Below are 16296 nucleotides of genomic sequence, written 5' to 3' on the forward strand. Positions count from 1 at the left end.
TTCATGGGGCGCTTTCTTTATAAAAAATATCGTGTGAGGTGTATGTAATGCTTGCTTACGGCCCTTCACTATGCTCGGCAAGCATGGCCCGTACGGCTGCTTCGAGCGGTGGCGGATTGTGCTTGAGTACCGTCAGTACGGTTTCTGGGTCGATGTCACCAAGGTGGAGGGCATAAGCATGCCAACGCTTGCTCACAGGTCCACGGCCTCACGCAATACCGCGTCGCGGATGTGCCGGTTCAGCTCGTGCTCGGGAACCACGTCCAGGCGGCGCCCGGTGAACTCGGTGAGGCGTCGTTGCAACGGGATGCGCTGGGCTATCAGGTCGTAGCCGCGCGGAAGATCGACGAGGAAGTCGATATCACTGTCGGGACGCTCTTCACTCCGCGCGACGGAACCGAATACGCGGATGCGGCGCGCGCCGTAGCGGCGGCATGCGGCGTTGATCTGGTCCCTGCTTTGACGGAGTTGTTCCAGTAGCATCGTCGAGTCCAGGATGTGTGTCTGCGAAAGAGGTGTCGGGGACAGTTTTGGCAGGGTAGCTTCGGCAACTTGTCTTTGGCCCCATCCTCAGCAGCTAGCGTAACCCAACCGGTCGAAGTCGATGTGCCGCAAGGGATGTGGAAGCAGGTGCCGGGGGCAATTTTTCGGATCGGCTCTGCAGAGATTGTCTTTGACGCAGATGGCACCTACTCGAGCGCCGTTATTCCCGCGAAGGCGGGAATCCAGTGACTTCAAGTCTTCATGGGATTGCCAAAGTCGCTGGATCCCCGCCTTCGCGGGGATGACGAGCGTGGGTGGTCGTGCTTAAGTAAGTGCCATTCGTCCCTGACACCTGTCTCCCACGCACTGCGAGGTGAACTCATGTTCCGCCTGCTTCTAAGCCTCACGGCCATCGCCGCCCTGGCCACCGCGTGCAGCGCACCGTCGCCCGATCAGGTCCTCGCCAACCTCCCCAACGTCAGCTTCCCCGCGCCGCACCGCGTGGCGGCGGGTGCGCTGCAGGCTGGCGACCTGCCGGCGCTGCAGGCGGCCGGGGTGCGTGAGGTCATCAACCTGCGTGCGGCCAGCGAGACGCCGGATTTTGACGAGGCGGCGGCGGTGGAGGGGGCAGGCATCGACTATCGCCACCTGCCGATCCGTGGGCCACAGGACCTGACCAGGGGCAATGTGCTGGCGTTCGACAAGCTGCTGGGCGACGCCGGTGACGGGCTGACCGTGGTGCATTGCGCCAGCAGCAACCGCGTGGGCGCGATGATCGCGTTGCGCGCGGCGCTGGTGGAGGGCGCGTCCGCGGATGCGGCGCTGGCGGAGGGGCGGCGCTGGGGCCTGAAGAGCCTGGAGCCGCAGGTGCGCGAGCGGCTGGCGGCGTGGTCTTCCGGGGCGGGTGGGGTGGCGCCGGCAGCGTCGTCGGCACGTTGAGACGATGGGGGTGTGGCTGGGGTTACAAGAGCATCGCTCGCTCGCGGGCTCCTACAACGCATCAGGGGAGTGACGCTGCTGGTGGGTGGCTATGCCGCCGCCAGTTCGACTTTCACCCGGTAGCCCAACGCCTGTGCTGCACGGCTCAGTGTGTCGATGGTCAAACCGGTATCGGTATCGTCGAGCAGGCGATCGAGCATGGAGCGGCTGGTGTGCATCCGTTGCGCCATGACGGTCTTGGTCACCCCCTGGGCCTGCATGGCTTCGCGCAGTTGCCAGGCAATGACGCGCTTGATGGCGCGCGCCGATACCTCTTCCAGCACACCGTCTTCGGCCAGGAGATCATCCAGGGCGCTGCCAATGTGGACGTTGTGCTTGGCCATGATGAACCTCGTTTGTTCGGCGCAGAGCCACCGCAGATCGGCCTTGGGCGTCTAGTCAGTCTTCTTGATGAAGCCGTGCAACAGGACCATGCGAGGTCCGTCTGTGGTGAACAGCACCCGTGCGATGCCTGCGCCGATCGTACTTCGTACTTCCCACAGTCCTGGTTCCATCTTGCGTACCAAAGGCATGCCAAGTGGCCAGCCGTACTGCACGGTTTTGATGTCTTCGCCGATCGTTTTGCGAGCCTCAGGCGGTAATGATTTCAGCCAATCTCGCACCGGCTCGCGGCCTTGAGCGTTGGCGTAAAAGCGAACCGCAAGGATGGGCAGGCATCGCGTGGCCGTATTGTACTTTTTTTGGTACTAGGGCAAGGCAGCCCTTTGCCGATGCAGTTGGCGTGGCGGCTTGGTACGAGGAGGCACGATGCCAGGTGGTGGTGACCTTGCCATCGGAAAACGTACCCTTTGTTGCGTAATCCAATCCCAGCAAGGAGAACGACATCACGAAGGCAACACGTGGGCTGACCGTGGTGCATTGCGCCAGCAGCAACCGGGTGGGCGCGATGATCGCGTTGCGCGCGGCGCTGGTGGATGGCGCGTCCGCGGATGTGGCGCTGGCCGAGGGGCGACGCTGGGGGCTGAAGAGCCTGGAGCCGCAGGTGCGCGAGCGGCTGGCGGCGTGGTCTACAGAGGCAGAAGGCATGGCGCCGGTATCGTCATCGCGTTGAGGGCGGGGGTGACCCGTTTTTGCCTCAAGCAGGGGTGACGGGGGTCTGGGTGTCGATGGAGACGATCGCGGTGCAGGCGGCCAGCGAGGCCTGCTTGTGCGCGATGATCACGATGGTCTTGTGCCCGGAGAGCTGGCCGATGGCGTCGTTGAGCGCCTGTTCGGTCTGCGCGTCCAGCGCGCTGGTGGCTTCGTCCATGAACAGCACGGGTGGGTCGCGGTACAGCGCGCGGGCGATGCCGATGCGCTGGCGCTGGCCGCCGGAGAGGCGGATGCCGCGGTCGCCGATCGGAGTGGCGTAGCCGTCCTTCAGCTCGTTGGCGATGAAGTCGTGGATTTGCGCGGCGCGTGCGGCGCGTTCCACGGCTTGCGCGTCGATGTCCGCGCGCGGCACGCCGAAGGCGATGTTCTCGGCGATGCTGGCATCGGCCAGGTAGATGTGCTGCGGCACGTAGCCGATCGCGCGCTGCCAGGCGGCGACGTTGCTGGCGTCTATGGGCAGGTCGTCCACGCGCAGGCTGCCGGCCTGGGGTTCCAGCAGGCCGAGCAGGATGTCCATGAGCGTGCTCTTGCCGGCGCCGGTGCGGCCGACGATGCCGACGCTGGTGCCGGCCGGGATGACCAGGTCAAAGCCGTCCAGCACGGCTTTGGCCGGTGCCGATGGGTAGGCGTAACGCACGCCCTGCAGACGGATCTCGCGCTGCGGCGCCAGCGCGGCGGCCGGGGCATCCGACGGGGTGGTTGGCAGTGCCAGGTCGCGGCCCACCGTCTCCAGCGCCGCGGAGGAAAACTTCAGCTTGGCGAAGCCGCGGTACATGATCTGCGCCGCCGGCAACATGCGGTAGGCGGCAAAGCCATACAGGCCCAGGGCCGGCAATACGCGCGCGACGTCGCTGCTCTGCGACATCAGCAGCAAGGCCATCGCGATCAGGCCGGTGTAGCCCACGGCTTCCACCATGTACAGCGGCGACTGGGCCAGGGTATCGCCCGTGGCGAGGTGCCGCGAAAACAAGCGCGAGGACTGGTCGAACGCCTGTTGGTAGGCGCTGGCGGCGTGCGTGACCTTGACGTCCTTGATGCCGTCCAGCACTTCCTTGCAGCTCTGGTAGCGCTGCGCATTGGCCGCCTGGCGCTCCGCACCGATGCGCGCCAGGCGCCGGCGCACCACGGCGTAGATCACGGCGTAGAGCGCGCCGACCAGGGCCACGAAGGCGATGGCGATCAGCGGGTTGTACAGGAAGATCAGCAGCACCATCGCCAGCAGCACCGCCCCCTGGGCAACCAGTTGCGACAGCGGCTGGATCAGGTTGAACATGAGCTGGTCCACCTCGCTCAGCACGTTGCGGCTCAGCACCGAGGGGTTGTGTTCCAGGAAGAACTCATAGGGCTGGTGCAGGTAGCGCGCGAGCAGGCGCGAGCTGATGGTGTGGCGCAGCAGGTGGATGAAGCGGTTGATGAGGTGCAGCGTGATCGTCTTGAATGCCGACGAGCCCAGCACGAAGGCGATCGAGGCCAGCCCCAGGGCCACGATGAAGGCGCGACGGGTGCCGAAGCCGAAGCCCGTGTACAACCCGTGCAGCCACGCGTTGTCCTGGATGATCGTCGGTCGGCTCAGGACCGACAGGAAGGGCATGATCGACAGTACGCTGCCGGTCTCGGCGGCGGCCATCAGCACCACCAGCACCAGCATGCCGACGGATTGGCGCCGCTCGGGCGGCGTGAGGATGCCCCAGATTTTCTTCAGGTCGCTGACCATGCGGCCCCATCATAAAGGGACGCGGCCAATGGAACCGTTTCATCTTCCTTGGCCAGTTCAAGAACTCCCGCGCAGGTCATGCGTGAACCGTCGCGTGCTCAGGGGCCAGATCGATCGGTTCCAGCAAACACGAGTACCGCCTGGTGGCAGTGGGGACAATGTTTCTCAGCGGGCTACCCGTCATGGGTCCACATGCGCAGAATCTTGAACACCCGCTCTTTCTCCAGCACCAGGTAGACCAGGCGACGCTGCACGTCGATCCGCCGCGAACGGGTGCCGGCAAGATCTCCGACGGGCTTTTCGTAAGGCGGGGGCGCGCCACCTTGCTCAGCGCCGCCGGTCGTGTACTGCATGCAGCGGCAGGTACTCCAGGCGCAGGCCGGAGAACCGTTCGAAATCGCGGTCGTAGGTGCCGAGGATGGCGCCGTGCTCGATGGCGATGGCGGCCAGGTGCGCGTCGGTGGTGAGGTTGCCGCCGCTGCCGGCGCCGATCAGCAGACGCGCCAGCAACGCTCCGTGGCGGTCGGTGGGGTTGAGGATGCGTGCGTGCGGGTGGTGCAACCAGTCGTCGACGAGGCCCAGCGCGTCGTCGATGGTCAGGGGGGCCGCGAAGATGCCGGAGCGCGTGGTCAGGCGGATAAAGCCCAGCAAGGCGACCCATGCAAAACCTATTCCGGCTGGCTCGGCGAATGCAGCTTCCAGCCAATCGGCAGCCTCGCGCTGATGCGGGCTGTCGGCGTTGACGGCGTAGAGCAACACGTTGACATCGGGTGTTTTCACGGCGCGCGGTAGTGGCGCGTGGTGTGTTGGTCGTCGAGCTCACCCGCCAGCGACAAGGCCTTGGTCAGATCGGCCCGGGGCCGGCCGAGGCTGAAACTGCGCTGGCGGAACGGCTCGACCTTGGCGCCGGATGCGTTCGCCACGCCGGCCCGGACGGCCTGGTTCAGCGCCTGCTTGAAGGACAAGCCGCGCTCGCGCATGGCCTTCCTGACCAGCACTTCGACATCGGGATCGAGGGTGACCGTGGTACGCATGACAGCGACCGCATCATGGATAAGGCATCATGATGCCACGAATATGAAACGGTATGGTCAATCAAGCCCTTGCAACCAGTCGCGGGTCTCACACGCAGGTCAGGCCACGACGGCGCGGGCGCGGCTGGGACGGGTCATGAACACGGTGGTGGCGACGGCGGCGGCGCAGGCCAGGGCGACGTACCACACCGGGGACATGGGGTCGCGCACCATCCACAGGGTGACCAGGAGCGGGGTCACCCCGCCGGAAATGGCATAGGCGATGTTGTAGGCAAAGGAAATGCCGGAGAAGCGGATGGCCGGCGGGAACAGCCGCACCATCAGCACCGGCACCACGCCGACCACGCCGACGGCGAAGCCGGCCAGCGCGTAGGCCGCGGTGAACCAGCGGGGCAGGCTGGTCAGCACCGCGTAGAGCAGCAACGTGGTGATCGCCAGCAACAGGGCGCCGATGCCGATCGTGCGCCAGGCGCCCCAGCGGTCGGCGGCCACGCCGTAGGCGGCGCAGCCGAGGACCAGCATGAGCGTGGCCAGGCTGTTCGCGCGCTGCGCGTGCACGGGGGTCACGCCGAACGCGGACTGGGCGAAGGTTGGCGTCATCAGGATCACCACGACGATGCCGGCGGTCAGGAACCAGGTGAGCACCATGGACACGGCAATTGCGCGGCCATGGCCATGCAGCACCTGCTTGATCGGCAGGCCGCGTGCCAGCGCGTTGTGTGCACGCATGGCCTCGAAGATGGGCGTTTCGCGCAGGTAGGCGCGCAGCCATACGGCGAGCAGGCCGAACGCGCCGCCCAGTACGAACGGCAGGCGCCACGCCCAGGCCAGGATCTCGCTGCTGCTCCAGAGGCTGTTGACCGCGGTAGCCGCCAGCGAGCCCATCAGGATGCCCAGCGTCAGCCCGCCGGTGAGCACGCCGCAAGCCAGGCCCACGCGGTGCGGCGGTACATGTTCGGAGACGAACACCCAGGCGCCCGGCACCTCGCCGCCCACCGCCGCGCCCTGCAGCAGGCGCAGCAGCAAGAGCAGCAACGGTGCCCACAGTCCGGCGCTGGCATAGACCGGCAGGAAGGCGATGGCGAGCGTCGGCACCGCCATCAGCAGCACGCTCAGCATGAACATGCGCTTGCGCCCGGCGCGGTCACCGAAGTGCGCCATGATGATGCCGCCGACCGGGCGGGCCAGGTAGCCGGCGGCAAAGATGCCGAAGGTCTGCAATTGGCGCACCCACTCCGGCAGCTCGGGCGGGAAGAACAGTTGCGCCATCACCGCGGCGAAGAACACGAAGACGATGAAGTCGTAGAACTCGAGCGCGCCGCCCATCGCCGACAGCACCAGCGTGCGCAGCTCGCCGCGTGTCAGCCCCCTGGCGTCGGTTCGTGTCATACCCGCCGCACTTTAAACGCTGTCGGGCCCGAATGGCACCCGTCTTCCGCCACGTCACGGCAAAGCCACTGGATTCCCGCTTGCGCGGGAATGACGAGGATGAACGCGAACTCCCATTTCGTCATTCCCGCGAAAGCGGGAATCCAGTAGCTCCGACCTTCCATAAGCCGTGAGCCCCGGCCCGCCATTCCCGCGAAAGCGGGAATCCAGTAGTTTTCCTCCCATGAAGCGCGATTTCCAGCCCGCCACCTACATCATGGCCAACCGCCGCAACGGCACCCTGTACGTCGGTGCCACCTCGAACCTGGTCCAGCGCGTCTGGCAGGATCGGGAGGGCGTCGCCGATGGCTTCACCAGCAAATACGGCACCAAGCTGCTCGTGTGGTTCGAACTGCACGCCACGATGGAGCAGACCATCGCCCGTGGGAAGTCGCTGAAGAAATGGAATCGCGTATGGAAACTCGAACTGATCGACGCGGCCAATCCGGATTGGCACGATCGCTGGGCGGAAATTACGGGTGCCTCGTGAGGGAAAGGCTTGGGGCGTGGTGAAATAGCCCTGGATTCCCGCTTTCGCGGGAATGACGAAGGGGAGAGTTCGGATGGCGGCAGGGGGCGGGCACGGCACGAGGCGGCTTTTGAGTCGGGTTTGTGCTCGGCAGCCGAGGAGAGGAGAGCTTGGATGGCGGCAGGGGATGATCTGCGCGCAGTGTTACAGTGCCGCGCAATCTCCGCTACGCCCCCATCCCCACCGGCGACATCATTGATGACGACTTCCGCAGCCCGTTCCATCGGTACGCCTGGCCACCCGTGGGGCGAGGCCGAGGTGGCGGCGTGGCGGGCGCGGCAGGTGCGCCGGCGCAGCTACGCTGCCGACGTGGTGGGCCGCGTCGACGCCCTGCGTGCGCGCTACGAGGTGGTGCAGTATGGCCGCCTGGATTACCGGCCGGACGGCTATCCGCTGTTCGCGCTGAAGAGCCGCGTCTGGCGCGATGAGCTGCCCATTGCTCTGGTCACCGGCGGCGTGCACGGCTACGAGACGAGCGGCGTAGCCGGCGCCCTGGCGTTTGCGGAAACCCACGCGGCGATCTATGCCGATCGCCTCAACCTGGTGGTGGCGCCGTGCGTGAGCCCATGGGCCTATGAGCACATCCAGCGCTGGAATCCGCAGGCGCTCGATCCAAACCGCAATTTCCGCGCCGGCGGTGCGGCGGCGGAGTGCGCGGCGTTGCTGGACCTGGTGGCGCCCTGGCGCGGCCAGGTGCTGGTGCACATCGACCTGCATGAGACCACCGACTCGGACGAGGCGGAGTTCCGTCCCGCGCTGGCCGCGCGGGATGGCGTGGCGTTCGTGCCGGGGAGCATTCCGGATGGTTTTTACCTGGTGGCCGACAGCGACAATCCGCAGCTCGGTTTCCAGCGGGCCGTGCTCGATGCCGTGGCCAGGGTCACGCATATTGCGCCGGCCGACGAGGGCGGCGAGATCATTGGTTCACCAGAACTTGCCCCCGGCGTCATCGCCTATGCGTTTGCCGCGCTGGGCTTGTGCGCTGGCATCACCGGCGCGCGCTACCAGACCACGACCGAGGTATATCCGGACAGCCCGCGCGCTACACCCGAACAATGCATCGCCGCCCAGGTGGCTGCCGCTGGCGCCGCGCTCAGCTTCGCCCTGCGCTGACTCATTGCGATGGCGCCGTGGTGGCGCGGGACGGCGGGTGCGCATCAGGAGACGGGCTGGGCGCGGCGGCGCCAGGTGGCGGGCGGGACGCCGAAGTGCCGCTTGAAGGCACGCTGGAACGCGGCGCTGGAGGCGTAGCCGACTTCCTTGGCTACTTGGTCCACGCTGGAGCCGCGGCTGGCCAGGTAGAGCGCGGCACGCTGCATGCGCAGCGGGTCAGGTAGTGCATGGGCGCTTCCTGGAGGACTTCGCGGAAGCGGCTGGCCAGGCTGGAGCGCGAGGAGTCGATGTCGGCCGCCAGCTTCTCCACCGACCACGCCCGGTCCGGGGCTGCGTGCAGTACCTGCAGTACGCGCTCGACCAGCGGATCGCGCAAGCCGGCGAGCAGGCCGGTCGCGTTTGGCGGCGTGGCCTGCGTGTACAGGCTCAGCGCCTCCATGAGCAGCAGCTCGGCCATGCGCGCGCGCAGGGCGTCGGCGCCGGGGCGCTCCTCCAGCGCCTCATGCGCGGCGTAGTGCAGCAGGGCCGTCCCGCGTGGTTCGATGCCTATCGCGACTACCAACGGCGTGTGCCGATGCTGTGCTCCTGGCCTCGGCATCGCGACAAAGGCGACGTAGCAAGTCAAATCCCACGGGCGACAGTCACAAGTGGTAGATGAAAGCGAGCGACTCCGATACCTGGTTGCGCGAGCCGTAGCGGGTCACGAGCGGACTGTGCGCCGCGTCGCCCAGCAGGCGCCCCCAGCCGATGGCAGCTGCCAGCCCCGTATGTTGGCTGGTGGGCACGAAGATCTGGTATTGCAGCATGGCCAGCTCTTGGCCGGCAGCGGGAGTCCAGGCCGGCGTGCCCAATGGCACCGCCTGGGCGGGCGAAATGCCGAAGAAGCGCTGCATGGCGCTCCGATTCATGGCTTGCCAGCTGAGTTCGAATGAATGCTGCACGAGCCCGGGTGTGGGCAGGTCGACGTCCACGTACAGCCGCCAATAGGCGCCCGCGCCGCCAAGATCGTGACTGAGGTCGCTGCCGACATCGACGTCCTTGTTGAGCTGCCATTCCAGGTAGCCGCCCAGGGTCAAGCGCGGTGACAGCGACGCGACCCGTCCACGCAACGGACCCAGGTCGTCGCTCTCGCGGCCCCATTGGTAATCGCCATACACCCCGCCGTGCAGCACTTTGCCGCCGATGACGTCGAGGTGCAGGCCATCGAGCGTGGACAAGCTGAAGTGGTTCGGCCATTCGACGTCCAGGTAGGGTAGCGGCGCCTGGCGTTGGCGGGTCGCGCCCGTCCAGCGGGGCAGGCGCTGCACGCCGGCACCCACGGCAAGCGTGGTCGGCGCATCCACCGCGCGCGCCATCGGTGGCACGGCCGAGAATGCCGGGAGGGCCAGCACTGCCAGCAGCACTCGCCACGGTGGACACGGAAAACGGGATCGCGTCATCGCCTGTCAGCATAAAGCCAAGTTTGTCCGCAATGTTTGGGTCGGCCGCATTGGCGCGCCGTGCAAGCGGTGTCGGGCTGAGGTGCCGCTGACCTGCATCAGCGGCACGCCGTGGGCAGTCAGGCATACTGACGGACTGGACAGCTACTGACGACATGGCATGAGCGCCGACGAAGCTTTGGTGCGCCGCATCCTCGGCGGTGTGATGGACGAACATACGGGCCACTCCTTGGCGGAGGTGACCCGCGCGGTAGGCGTGGATGGCGACAAGGTGTCGGTGGACATCCAGCTGGGTTATCCGGCGGCCGGGATCATCGGCGCGCTGACCGAACGCGTGCGCGAGGCGCTGGAGGCCGACCCGGCGATTGCCGCGGCGTCGGTATCCATCGCCACGCGCATCCACGTGCACAAGGTGCAGGGCACGCTTGGACCACTGCCGACGGTGAAGAACATCATCGTCGTCGCCTCCGGCAAGGGCGGCGTCGGCAAGTCCACGGTGGCGGCCAACCTCGCCCTGGCCTTGCAGGTCGAGGGCGCCAAGGTCGGCGTCATGGATGCCGACATCTACGGTCCGAGCCAGCCCACCATGCTTGGCGTGCACGGCAAGCCGGCGTCGCCGGATGGCAAGAGCATCATGCCGATGGAGGCCCACGGTATGCCGGTGATGTCGATCGGCTTCCTGGTGGAGGAAGACACGCCGATGATCTGGCGCGGGCCAATGGTCACCCAGGCGATGATGCAACTCCTCGGTGATACGCGCTGGGGGCAACTCGATTACATGGTGGTCGACCTGCCGCCGGGTACTGGCGACATCCAGCTCACGCTCGCGCAAAAGGTGCCGGTGTCGGGCGCGGTCATTGTCACCACGCCGCAGGACATCGCACTGCTCGACGCGCGCAAGGCACTGAAGATGTTCGAGAAGGTCGAGGTGCCCGTGCTTGGCGTGGTGGAGAACATGGCGACCCACATCTGCTCGGTGTGCGGCACCGAGGAGGCGATCTTCGGTGCGGGTGGCGGCGCCTGGATGTCCGAGAAATACCATGTCGCCTATCTCGGCTCGCTGCCGCTGGACATCCGCATCCGCGAACAGACCGACGGCGGCAACCCGAGCGTGGTGGCCATGCCCGAATCGGAAATCGCCGCGCGCTACCGCACCATTGCGCGCAATACCGCCGGGCGCCTGTCGCTGCAGCCGCGCAACAAGTCGCTCGGCTTCAGCAAGGTCTCGGTCGACGGCATGCCGCAAATCTGACCCGACTGATACTCGCTTGAGCACATGACCTTCTGTTTCCGTCATTCGCGTGCAAGCGCACTGCTGTCCGGAATAAATTCGTGCCTCGACACCGAAAACATGACGATGCAACGGCTGGGCGACTGTTGCGCGCAAGTTGGACTCAAAAAATGCCGGCTTACCGCGTTGTCTCATCCTGAGCCACCACCTCCCGGCGTCATCCCCGCGAAAGCGGGGATCCAGTGCCTTTGGATGTCCGTAAAGGCCAAGGCACTGGATCCCCGCTTGCGCGGGAATGACGCCGGGGCGGTGTTTCGGCGTCCTGGCACGATACCGTGGACGAGGCCGAGGCGGTTCCGGAAACGGTCCGGACAGCAGTGCGCTTTCGCGGGAATGACGGCGAGGGAGCTTCGCGGGAATGACGAGCGGTTTGCGCCGGGATGGCGGCAACTTCCATTCCGCTCCGACGCCGGGTGGCATGACGCATAATGTGTGACCGACCGATCACGGAGCCCGCATGAGCATCAAACCCGACCACTGGATCCGGCGCATGGCCGAGCAGCACGGCATGATCGAGCCGTTCGAGCCGGGGCAGGTGAAGCTGGCCGGCGAGCGCAAGTTGATTTCCTATGGCACTTCGAGCTACGGCTATGACGTGCGCTGTGCGCGCCAGTTCAAGATCTTCACCAACATCAATTCCACGATCGTCGATCCCAAGGCCTTCGATCCGGAAAGCTTTGTCGACGTCGAGGCGGATGTCTGCATCATCCCGCCCAATTCCTTTGCCCTGGCCTGCACGGTGGAGTATTTCCGCATCCCGCGCAGCGTACTGACGGTATGCCTGGGCAAGAGCACCTATGCGCGCTGCGGCATCATCGTCAACGTGACCCCGCTCGAGCCCGAGTGGGAGGGCCACGTCACGCTGGAGTTTTCCAACACCACGCCGCTGCCGGCGAAGATCTACGCGAACGAGGGCGTGGCCCAACTGCTGTTCTTCGAGGCAGACGAAGTTTGTGACGCGAGTTACAAGGACCGTGCCGGCAAGTACCAGGGGCAGACCGGCGTGACCTTGCCGCGCGCCTGACCGCCCGCTCGCTGAATGCGGCGCGGATCGTGGCTGTCGTCACTCCGGCTGGGCGGTTAAACTCCTGCATTCGACTGGTCGCCGCTGCGGAAAATCCATCATGCGCTTTGCCACAATCCTCAAGGGTACGCTGACCGCCATCCTGCTCGGTGCGACCGTAGCCCTGGTCGGCTGTTCGCTGCTGGGCGGCACGAAGAAGAACGAAGTCACCACCGCCAGCATGCGGGGCCAGTTTGATACCGTGATCAAGGCGTACAAGGACGGGCAGTTCATTGTCGACGGCGGCGTACTTTCGGCGATCGACACGGGCAGCCACTTCGCCTACCTGAAGGATCAGGGCAAGCTGCCCAAGACCGTGCTGCTCGAGCCCAGCGACGATTCCAAGATCCGCAAGCAGCACCTGCAGTACCTGGCGCGCATGCAGCTCGATTATGGTTTCCGTGCGTACTACGACGACAAGGGCACCCTGGTGGAGATCAACCCCAAGGACACCAAGGCGCGTACGTTGCAGGATGCCGCCCCGCGGCACAAGGCCGGCGACCAGGGTGGCGAAGGCCTGCCCGGCGCCGACGGCAAACCCCTGGTCCAATAAGCAGCCTCTGGCGACCTGGCGACGGGCTTGATCCCCCTTCCGCCGACGAGTCAGCGGGGCAAGGGAGGAGTGAAGGCCTGGCGCAGCGCGGCCAAGCGTGCCGCCAGCGCCGCTTCGGCGTAGGGCTCGGCGTGGCCCGCACCCCATACTGGCCCTGGCCACGCGGCATCGCCGACCCGGCGCGCGACGACGTGCAGGTGCAACTGGCGCACGACGTTGCCGAGGGCCCCCAGGTTGAGCTTGTCGCAGGGCGCGACGCTGCGCAGCGCCGCGGCCGCCAGTGCACATTCGCGCCAGAGCGTGGCCTGGGCCGCAGGACCGAGATCAGCGACTTCCACCAGGTCCGCGCGGCGCGGTATCAGCAGCAGCCAGGCGTAGCGGGCGTCGTTCATTAGGCGCACGGCGCACAGCGGCAGGTCCAGCACCGGCACGCTGTCGGCGCGCAGGCGCTCGTCCAATGCGAACGCCGCGCTCATGCGCCGGCGAGGTGGTGATCGAAGAACGCGAGTGTGCGCTGCATGGCCAGCCGCGCACTGGGTTCGTGGTACGTGGCGCCGACATCGCGATTGAAGCCGTGATCGGCGTGCGGATAGGTGAAGACCTCCATCTGCGGCAACGCGGCGCGGTGCTTGGCCACCATGTCGGGCGGGATGTTCGGGTCCTTTTCGCCGAAGTGGAACATCACCGGGGCCTGCGGCACCTCATGCAGGAAGGGCAGGTTGCGTGCGCCGTAGTAACTCACCGAAGGCAGGCCCAGGCGCAGCGCGGACAGCAGCGCCACCGTGCCGCCCCAGCAAAACCCCACGGTGCCGATCTTGCCGGCCGAGGAGATCGCCTCGGCGGCGCTGGCCACGTCTTCCACCGCGCGCTCGAGGCCGAGCTCAGCGGCGAGCTTCTTGCCCTTGGCGTAGTCACCGCGGGCGTAGCCCAGCTCGACGCCGCTTTCCAGGTGGTCGTAGAAGGCCGGGGCGACGGCGGTGTAGCCGTGCTCGGCAAAACGGTCGGCGACGCTGCGGATGTGCGCGTTGACGCCAAAGATTTCCTGGATCACCACCAGGCCGCCTTTCGGCGTGCCGGCCGGTTTGGCAAGATAGGCGCCGATGCACTGCATCCTCGTGGTGTTGAGGTTGATGTCCTGGCCCATGTGCGCTCCCGATGGTCGATGCCCCCAGCTTACCCGCCTGGACCATTCCCGGTGATGCGCGGGTCGCGCGTGGGACGCGCAACACGGTTCCCGCGGCGGGAGGCCTGAGCCTTGCGCTATCGCGCGCCCACCCGTGAAGCGATCCGTGCCGAGGTGTTTGCGCGCATGCCCTTGCTGGCCTGGCGCGAATACGCGGACTTGCTGTGCGGCCAAGCCTGGCCTGGCGTCGATGCACTCAACGCCTGGCTGCCGCCCGGGTGCGCGTACCGCTTTGCGGCGCAAACCACCGACCTGCTCGCCGACGGCTTGCACTATGAGCAGCGAATCGCCGAACGTGGCCTCATTGCCACCCGGGAAGGCAATTGGCACGACCTGCTGAACGCGCTGGTCTGGCTGCGCCATCCCGATCTGAAGCGCGCACTCAACGCGCGGCAGGTGGCCGAAGTGGCGCGGATGGGTCCCAGGCAGCGCTCGCGTGCGCAATACGCGCTGACCCAGTTCGACGAAAGCGGCGTACTGGTGCTGCTGCACGATCCCAGCCTGCTCGCGGCCTGGGATGCGCATGACTGGTACGAGTTGTTCTGGACCCGGCGCGCGGCGTGGCGCGAGGGGGTCATCGAAGTCGCGATATTTGGCCATGCGCTGTTGGAGCTGGCCCTGACGCCTGCGCGGCTGCTGACGGGCAGGGCCTTGCCGTTTTTGGCTCCAGCCGGGGCCGACCTGGGCATGCTGCCCACGGCTTGCGCCGCGGGCATTGCCGATGGCCGCCTGCTGCGTGATCCGCAGGAGTTGCGACCGCTGCCGCTCTCAGGCATCCCCGGCTGGCGCGAGGACAATGCCCAGGCGGCGTTCCACCGCACGGCTGCGTGTTACCAGCCGTTGCGCCCGGGCCGATGCTACCCGTCAGTTCCCGACATCATCACCTGACCGGCGTGCCGGGGCGTCGGCAGCGGCTTCGGCGAGGAGGGCGGCGGACTCGGCGGCGAGGTCCTCCACGCAGGCCTGCATGTGCGTGTGTCGGGTGCGGAAGCCCAGCACGCAGACCCGTCCGACATAGCGCTCGCCGACTTGCGCGCCGCTCAGCATGACGCGGCCGCGCCGGGTGACGCGCTCCATCAGCGCCTGGGTTGCGGCGTTTTGCGCCTCGAGCGTGGCCAGGGCCGGGCCTTCCAGGTGGAACGCGAACAGCGACAACTGCGGCGGCGCATCCAGCACCATGCCCGGAATCCCTGCCACCTGTCTGGCCGCCCAGACGGCCAGCTCGCGTTTTTCCGCCAGCGCGGCGCGGTAGCGGGCTGCACCGTAGTATTTCAGCGTCAGCCAGACGCGCAGGCCAGGGAAGCCGCGCGACAGGTTGGGTCCGTATTGGGCCGGGTCGTAGAACTCGTCCTGGTTTTGCGGCAGGTAGCCCGCCGTGGAGGAGTGCAGCGCGCGCAGCGCCTCGCCGTCGCGCACCAGGAGCGCGCCGGTACCGTAAGGCATGAACAGGCCCTTGTGCGGGTCCAGCGTCAGCGAATCGGCGCGCGGCAAGCCGGCCAGCAACGGGCGCAGCTCGGGCACCATGTGGAAGAAGCCGCCGTACGCCCCATCGACGTGATGCCACAGCCCCTCGCGCGCGGCGATGTCGGCAACGGCATCGATCGGGTCGACCGCGCCGGTATTGGTGGTGCCGGCGGTGGAGAACACCATGAACGGCTTGAGCCCGGCGGCGCGGTCGGCGGCAATCGCCTGGGCCAGGGCGTCGGTGCGCATGCGGAACTGCGCGTCGACGGCGAGGACGCGCACCCGGTCGTGGGCAATGCCGGCGAGCTTGGCCGCCTTGGTCACGCAGTGGTGGGTCTGCGAGGACACGTACAGGGTGCCGGCGCGGATGTCGTGGCCGAGCAGCTTTTCGCGGGCGCACGCAATCGCGTTGAACATGGCCATCGAGCCGCCGGTGGTGAACAGGCCGCGGGTGCTGGCGGGAAACTGCATCCAGTCGCGCAGCCAGTCCAGCACGTTGGCTTCGAGCTGCACCAGGGCCGGTGCGGCTGGCCAGACGCCGGTGAAGCGGTTGGTCGTATCGGCAATGAAATCGGCCAGTGCGGCTGGATACACGCCGCCGCCAGGGATGTAGGCGAGATAGCCGGCACCTGGCGTGTTGAACGAACGCGGGATCCATTCCTCGAACAGCGGCGTGAGCAGGCTTTGCAATTCGCTGCCGTGTTCGGGCGCGCTTTCGCGCAGGGATCGGCACAGCGCTTCGATGTCGGTGTAGTCGCCACGGCTCGGCATCGTGGGCAAGGCGGCCAAGTGGTCCACGGCGCGTGCCAGCACGGCTTCGCCCATGGCGCGCATCTCGGCGGGGGACAGCTCCAGGTTCGCGATATCGCGCTGGATGTTTTCATGCAGCATGGCGACCCTCATGGTCTGGG

22 protein-coding genes are annotated in these 16296 nt (G+C 66.7%); 8 read left to right on the forward strand and 14 right to left on the reverse strand.

Annotated elements, in window-relative coordinates; genetic code table 11:
• Positions 1 to 192 precede the first annotated feature (192 nt).
• Positions 193 to 483: a nucleotidyltransferase family protein gene (locus AC3WJB_RS07600; protein ID WP_492680247.1), complete on the reverse strand. Its 291-nt coding sequence runs from the start codon at positions 481 to 483 to the stop codon at positions 193 to 195.
• A 381-nt stretch (positions 484 to 864) separates the two neighbouring features.
• On the opposite strand from AC3WJB_RS07600, the gene AC3WJB_RS07605 reads away from it, so the two are divergent.
• Positions 865 to 1422, forward strand: coding sequence for a protein tyrosine phosphatase family protein (locus AC3WJB_RS07605; protein WP_492680249.1), 558 nt, complete (start codon positions 865 to 867; stop codon positions 1420 to 1422).
• An 89-nt stretch (positions 1423 to 1511) separates the two neighbouring features.
• Here AC3WJB_RS07605 and AC3WJB_RS07610 read toward each other — a convergent pair whose 3' ends face one another.
• Together AC3WJB_RS07610 and AC3WJB_RS07615 are read right to left on the reverse strand one after the other, a co-directional pair.
• Entirely contained in the window at positions 1512 to 1805 is a 294-nt protein-coding gene (locus tag AC3WJB_RS07610) for a helix-turn-helix domain-containing protein (protein WP_492680251.1), read from the reverse strand.
• Positions 1806 to 1856: 51 nt separating this feature from the next.
• Complete coding sequence (locus AC3WJB_RS07615) at positions 1857 to 2084, reverse strand: type II toxin-antitoxin system RelE/ParE family toxin (RefSeq protein WP_492680253.1); 228 nt, start codon at positions 2082 to 2084, stop codon at positions 1857 to 1859.
• 248 nt (positions 2085 to 2332) lie between these two features.
• Between AC3WJB_RS07615 and AC3WJB_RS07620 the strand changes: the two genes are divergently transcribed.
• Positions 2333 to 2533, forward strand: a complete 201-nt coding sequence (locus tag AC3WJB_RS07620) for a hypothetical protein (protein WP_492680255.1) — start codon at positions 2333 to 2335, stop codon at positions 2531 to 2533.
• A gap of 24 nt (positions 2534 to 2557) precedes the next feature.
• On the opposite strand, the gene AC3WJB_RS07625 is transcribed toward AC3WJB_RS07620, so the two are convergent.
• The 5 genes from AC3WJB_RS07625 to AC3WJB_RS07645 form a co-directional block, all read right to left on the reverse strand.
• Positions 2558 to 4288, reverse strand: coding sequence for an ABC transporter ATP-binding protein (locus tag AC3WJB_RS07625; protein WP_492680257.1), 1731 nt, complete (start codon positions 4286 to 4288; stop codon positions 2558 to 2560).
• A gap of 173 nt (positions 4289 to 4461) precedes the next feature.
• Complete coding sequence (locus AC3WJB_RS07630; RefSeq protein ID WP_492680259.1) at positions 4462 to 4641, reverse strand: type II toxin-antitoxin system RelE/ParE family toxin; 180 nt, start codon at positions 4639 to 4641, stop codon at positions 4462 to 4464.
• Positions 4616 to 5068: a type II toxin-antitoxin system VapC family toxin gene (locus AC3WJB_RS07635; RefSeq protein WP_492680261.1), complete on the reverse strand. Its 453-nt coding sequence runs from the start codon at positions 5066 to 5068 to the stop codon at positions 4616 to 4618. Before AC3WJB_RS07635 ends, AC3WJB_RS07630 begins: the two co-directional genes overlap by 26 nt.
• Positions 5065 to 5322, reverse strand: coding sequence for a hypothetical protein (locus AC3WJB_RS07640; RefSeq protein WP_492680263.1), 258 nt, complete (start codon positions 5320 to 5322; stop codon positions 5065 to 5067). Before AC3WJB_RS07640 ends, AC3WJB_RS07635 begins: the two co-directional genes overlap by 4 nt.
• A gap of 99 nt (positions 5323 to 5421) precedes the next feature.
• The gene (locus AC3WJB_RS07645) at positions 5422 to 6711 is read right to left on the reverse strand and encodes an MFS transporter (protein ID WP_492680265.1); all 1290 of its coding nucleotides are present in this window, start codon (positions 6709 to 6711) and stop codon (positions 5422 to 5424) included.
• 223 nt (positions 6712 to 6934) lie between these two features.
• On the opposite strand from AC3WJB_RS07645, the gene AC3WJB_RS07650 reads away from it, so the two are divergent.
• The gene (locus AC3WJB_RS07650) at positions 6935 to 7240 is read left to right on the forward strand and encodes a GIY-YIG nuclease family protein (protein ID WP_492680267.1); all 306 of its coding nucleotides are present in this window, start codon (positions 6935 to 6937) and stop codon (positions 7238 to 7240) included.
• 237 nt (positions 7241 to 7477) lie between these two features.
• Positions 7478 to 8392, forward strand: coding sequence for a M14 family metallopeptidase (locus tag AC3WJB_RS07655; protein WP_492680269.1), 915 nt, complete (start codon positions 7478 to 7480; stop codon positions 8390 to 8392).
• Between the two features lie 44 nt (positions 8393 to 8436).
• On the opposite strand, the gene AC3WJB_RS07660 is transcribed toward AC3WJB_RS07655, so the two are convergent.
• The 3 genes from AC3WJB_RS07660 to AC3WJB_RS07670 form a co-directional block, all read right to left on the reverse strand.
• A complete protein-coding gene (locus AC3WJB_RS07660) occupies positions 8437 to 8556 on the reverse strand; it encodes a helix-turn-helix domain-containing protein (RefSeq protein ID WP_492680271.1) in 120 nt (39 codons plus the stop codon).
• Positions 8544 to 8954 carry a hypothetical protein gene (locus AC3WJB_RS07665; protein WP_492680273.1) on the reverse strand — a complete coding sequence of 137 codons (411 nt, stop codon included), beginning with the start codon at positions 8952 to 8954 and terminating at the stop codon, positions 8544 to 8546. Before AC3WJB_RS07665 ends, AC3WJB_RS07660 begins: the two co-directional genes overlap by 13 nt.
• 79 nt (positions 8955 to 9033) lie before the next feature.
• Positions 9034 to 9831, reverse strand: coding sequence for a MipA/OmpV family protein (locus tag AC3WJB_RS07670; protein WP_492680275.1), 798 nt, complete (start codon positions 9829 to 9831; stop codon positions 9034 to 9036).
• Between the two features lie 160 nt (positions 9832 to 9991).
• Here AC3WJB_RS07670 and apbC point away from each other — a divergent pair, with 160 nt between their 5' ends.
• The 3 genes from apbC to AC3WJB_RS07685 all read left to right on the forward strand — a co-directional run bounded on the left by apbC (position 9992) and on the right by AC3WJB_RS07685 (position 12738).
• On the forward strand, positions 9992 to 11083 hold the full coding sequence (gene apbC / locus AC3WJB_RS07675; protein WP_492680277.1) for an iron-sulfur cluster carrier protein ApbC: 1092 nt from the start codon (positions 9992 to 9994) through the stop codon (positions 11081 to 11083).
• A gap of 496 nt (positions 11084 to 11579) precedes the next feature.
• On the forward strand, positions 11580 to 12146 hold the full coding sequence (gene dcd / locus AC3WJB_RS07680) for a dCTP deaminase (protein WP_492680279.1): 567 nt from the start codon (positions 11580 to 11582) through the stop codon (positions 12144 to 12146).
• Between the two features lie 100 nt (positions 12147 to 12246).
• Entirely contained in the window at positions 12247 to 12738 is a 492-nt protein-coding gene (locus tag AC3WJB_RS07685) for a hypothetical protein (protein WP_492680281.1), read from the forward strand.
• Positions 12739 to 12788: 50 nt separating this feature from the next.
• Here the strand turns inward: AC3WJB_RS07685 and AC3WJB_RS07690 are convergent, their stop codons facing one another.
• Together AC3WJB_RS07690 and AC3WJB_RS07695 are read right to left on the reverse strand one after the other, a co-directional pair.
• Complete coding sequence (locus tag AC3WJB_RS07690) at positions 12789 to 13214, reverse strand: HIT domain-containing protein (protein WP_492680283.1); 426 nt, start codon at positions 13212 to 13214, stop codon at positions 12789 to 12791.
• Positions 13211 to 13882: a dienelactone hydrolase family protein gene (locus AC3WJB_RS07695; RefSeq protein ID WP_492680285.1), complete on the reverse strand. Its 672-nt coding sequence runs from the start codon at positions 13880 to 13882 to the stop codon at positions 13211 to 13213. The genes AC3WJB_RS07690 and AC3WJB_RS07695 overlap by 4 nt, the downstream gene beginning before the upstream one ends.
• Before the next feature lie 111 nt (positions 13883 to 13993).
• On the opposite strand from AC3WJB_RS07695, the gene AC3WJB_RS07700 reads away from it, so the two are divergent.
• Positions 13994 to 14809 (forward strand): DUF3025 domain-containing protein, encoded by an 816-nt coding sequence (locus AC3WJB_RS07700; protein WP_492680287.1) that lies wholly within the window; start codon positions 13994 to 13996, stop codon positions 14807 to 14809.
• Here the strand turns inward: AC3WJB_RS07700 and AC3WJB_RS07705 are convergent.
• The gene (locus tag AC3WJB_RS07705; protein WP_492680289.1) at positions 14786 to 16276 is read right to left on the reverse strand and encodes a pyridoxal phosphate-dependent decarboxylase family protein; all 1491 of its coding nucleotides are present in this window, start codon (positions 16274 to 16276) and stop codon (positions 14786 to 14788) included. The genes AC3WJB_RS07700 and AC3WJB_RS07705 overlap by 24 nt on opposite strands.
• Positions 16277 to 16296: the final 20 nt, after the last annotated feature.

The sequence above is a fragment of the Rhodanobacter sp. FW510-R10 genome (genome assembly GCF_058781105.1).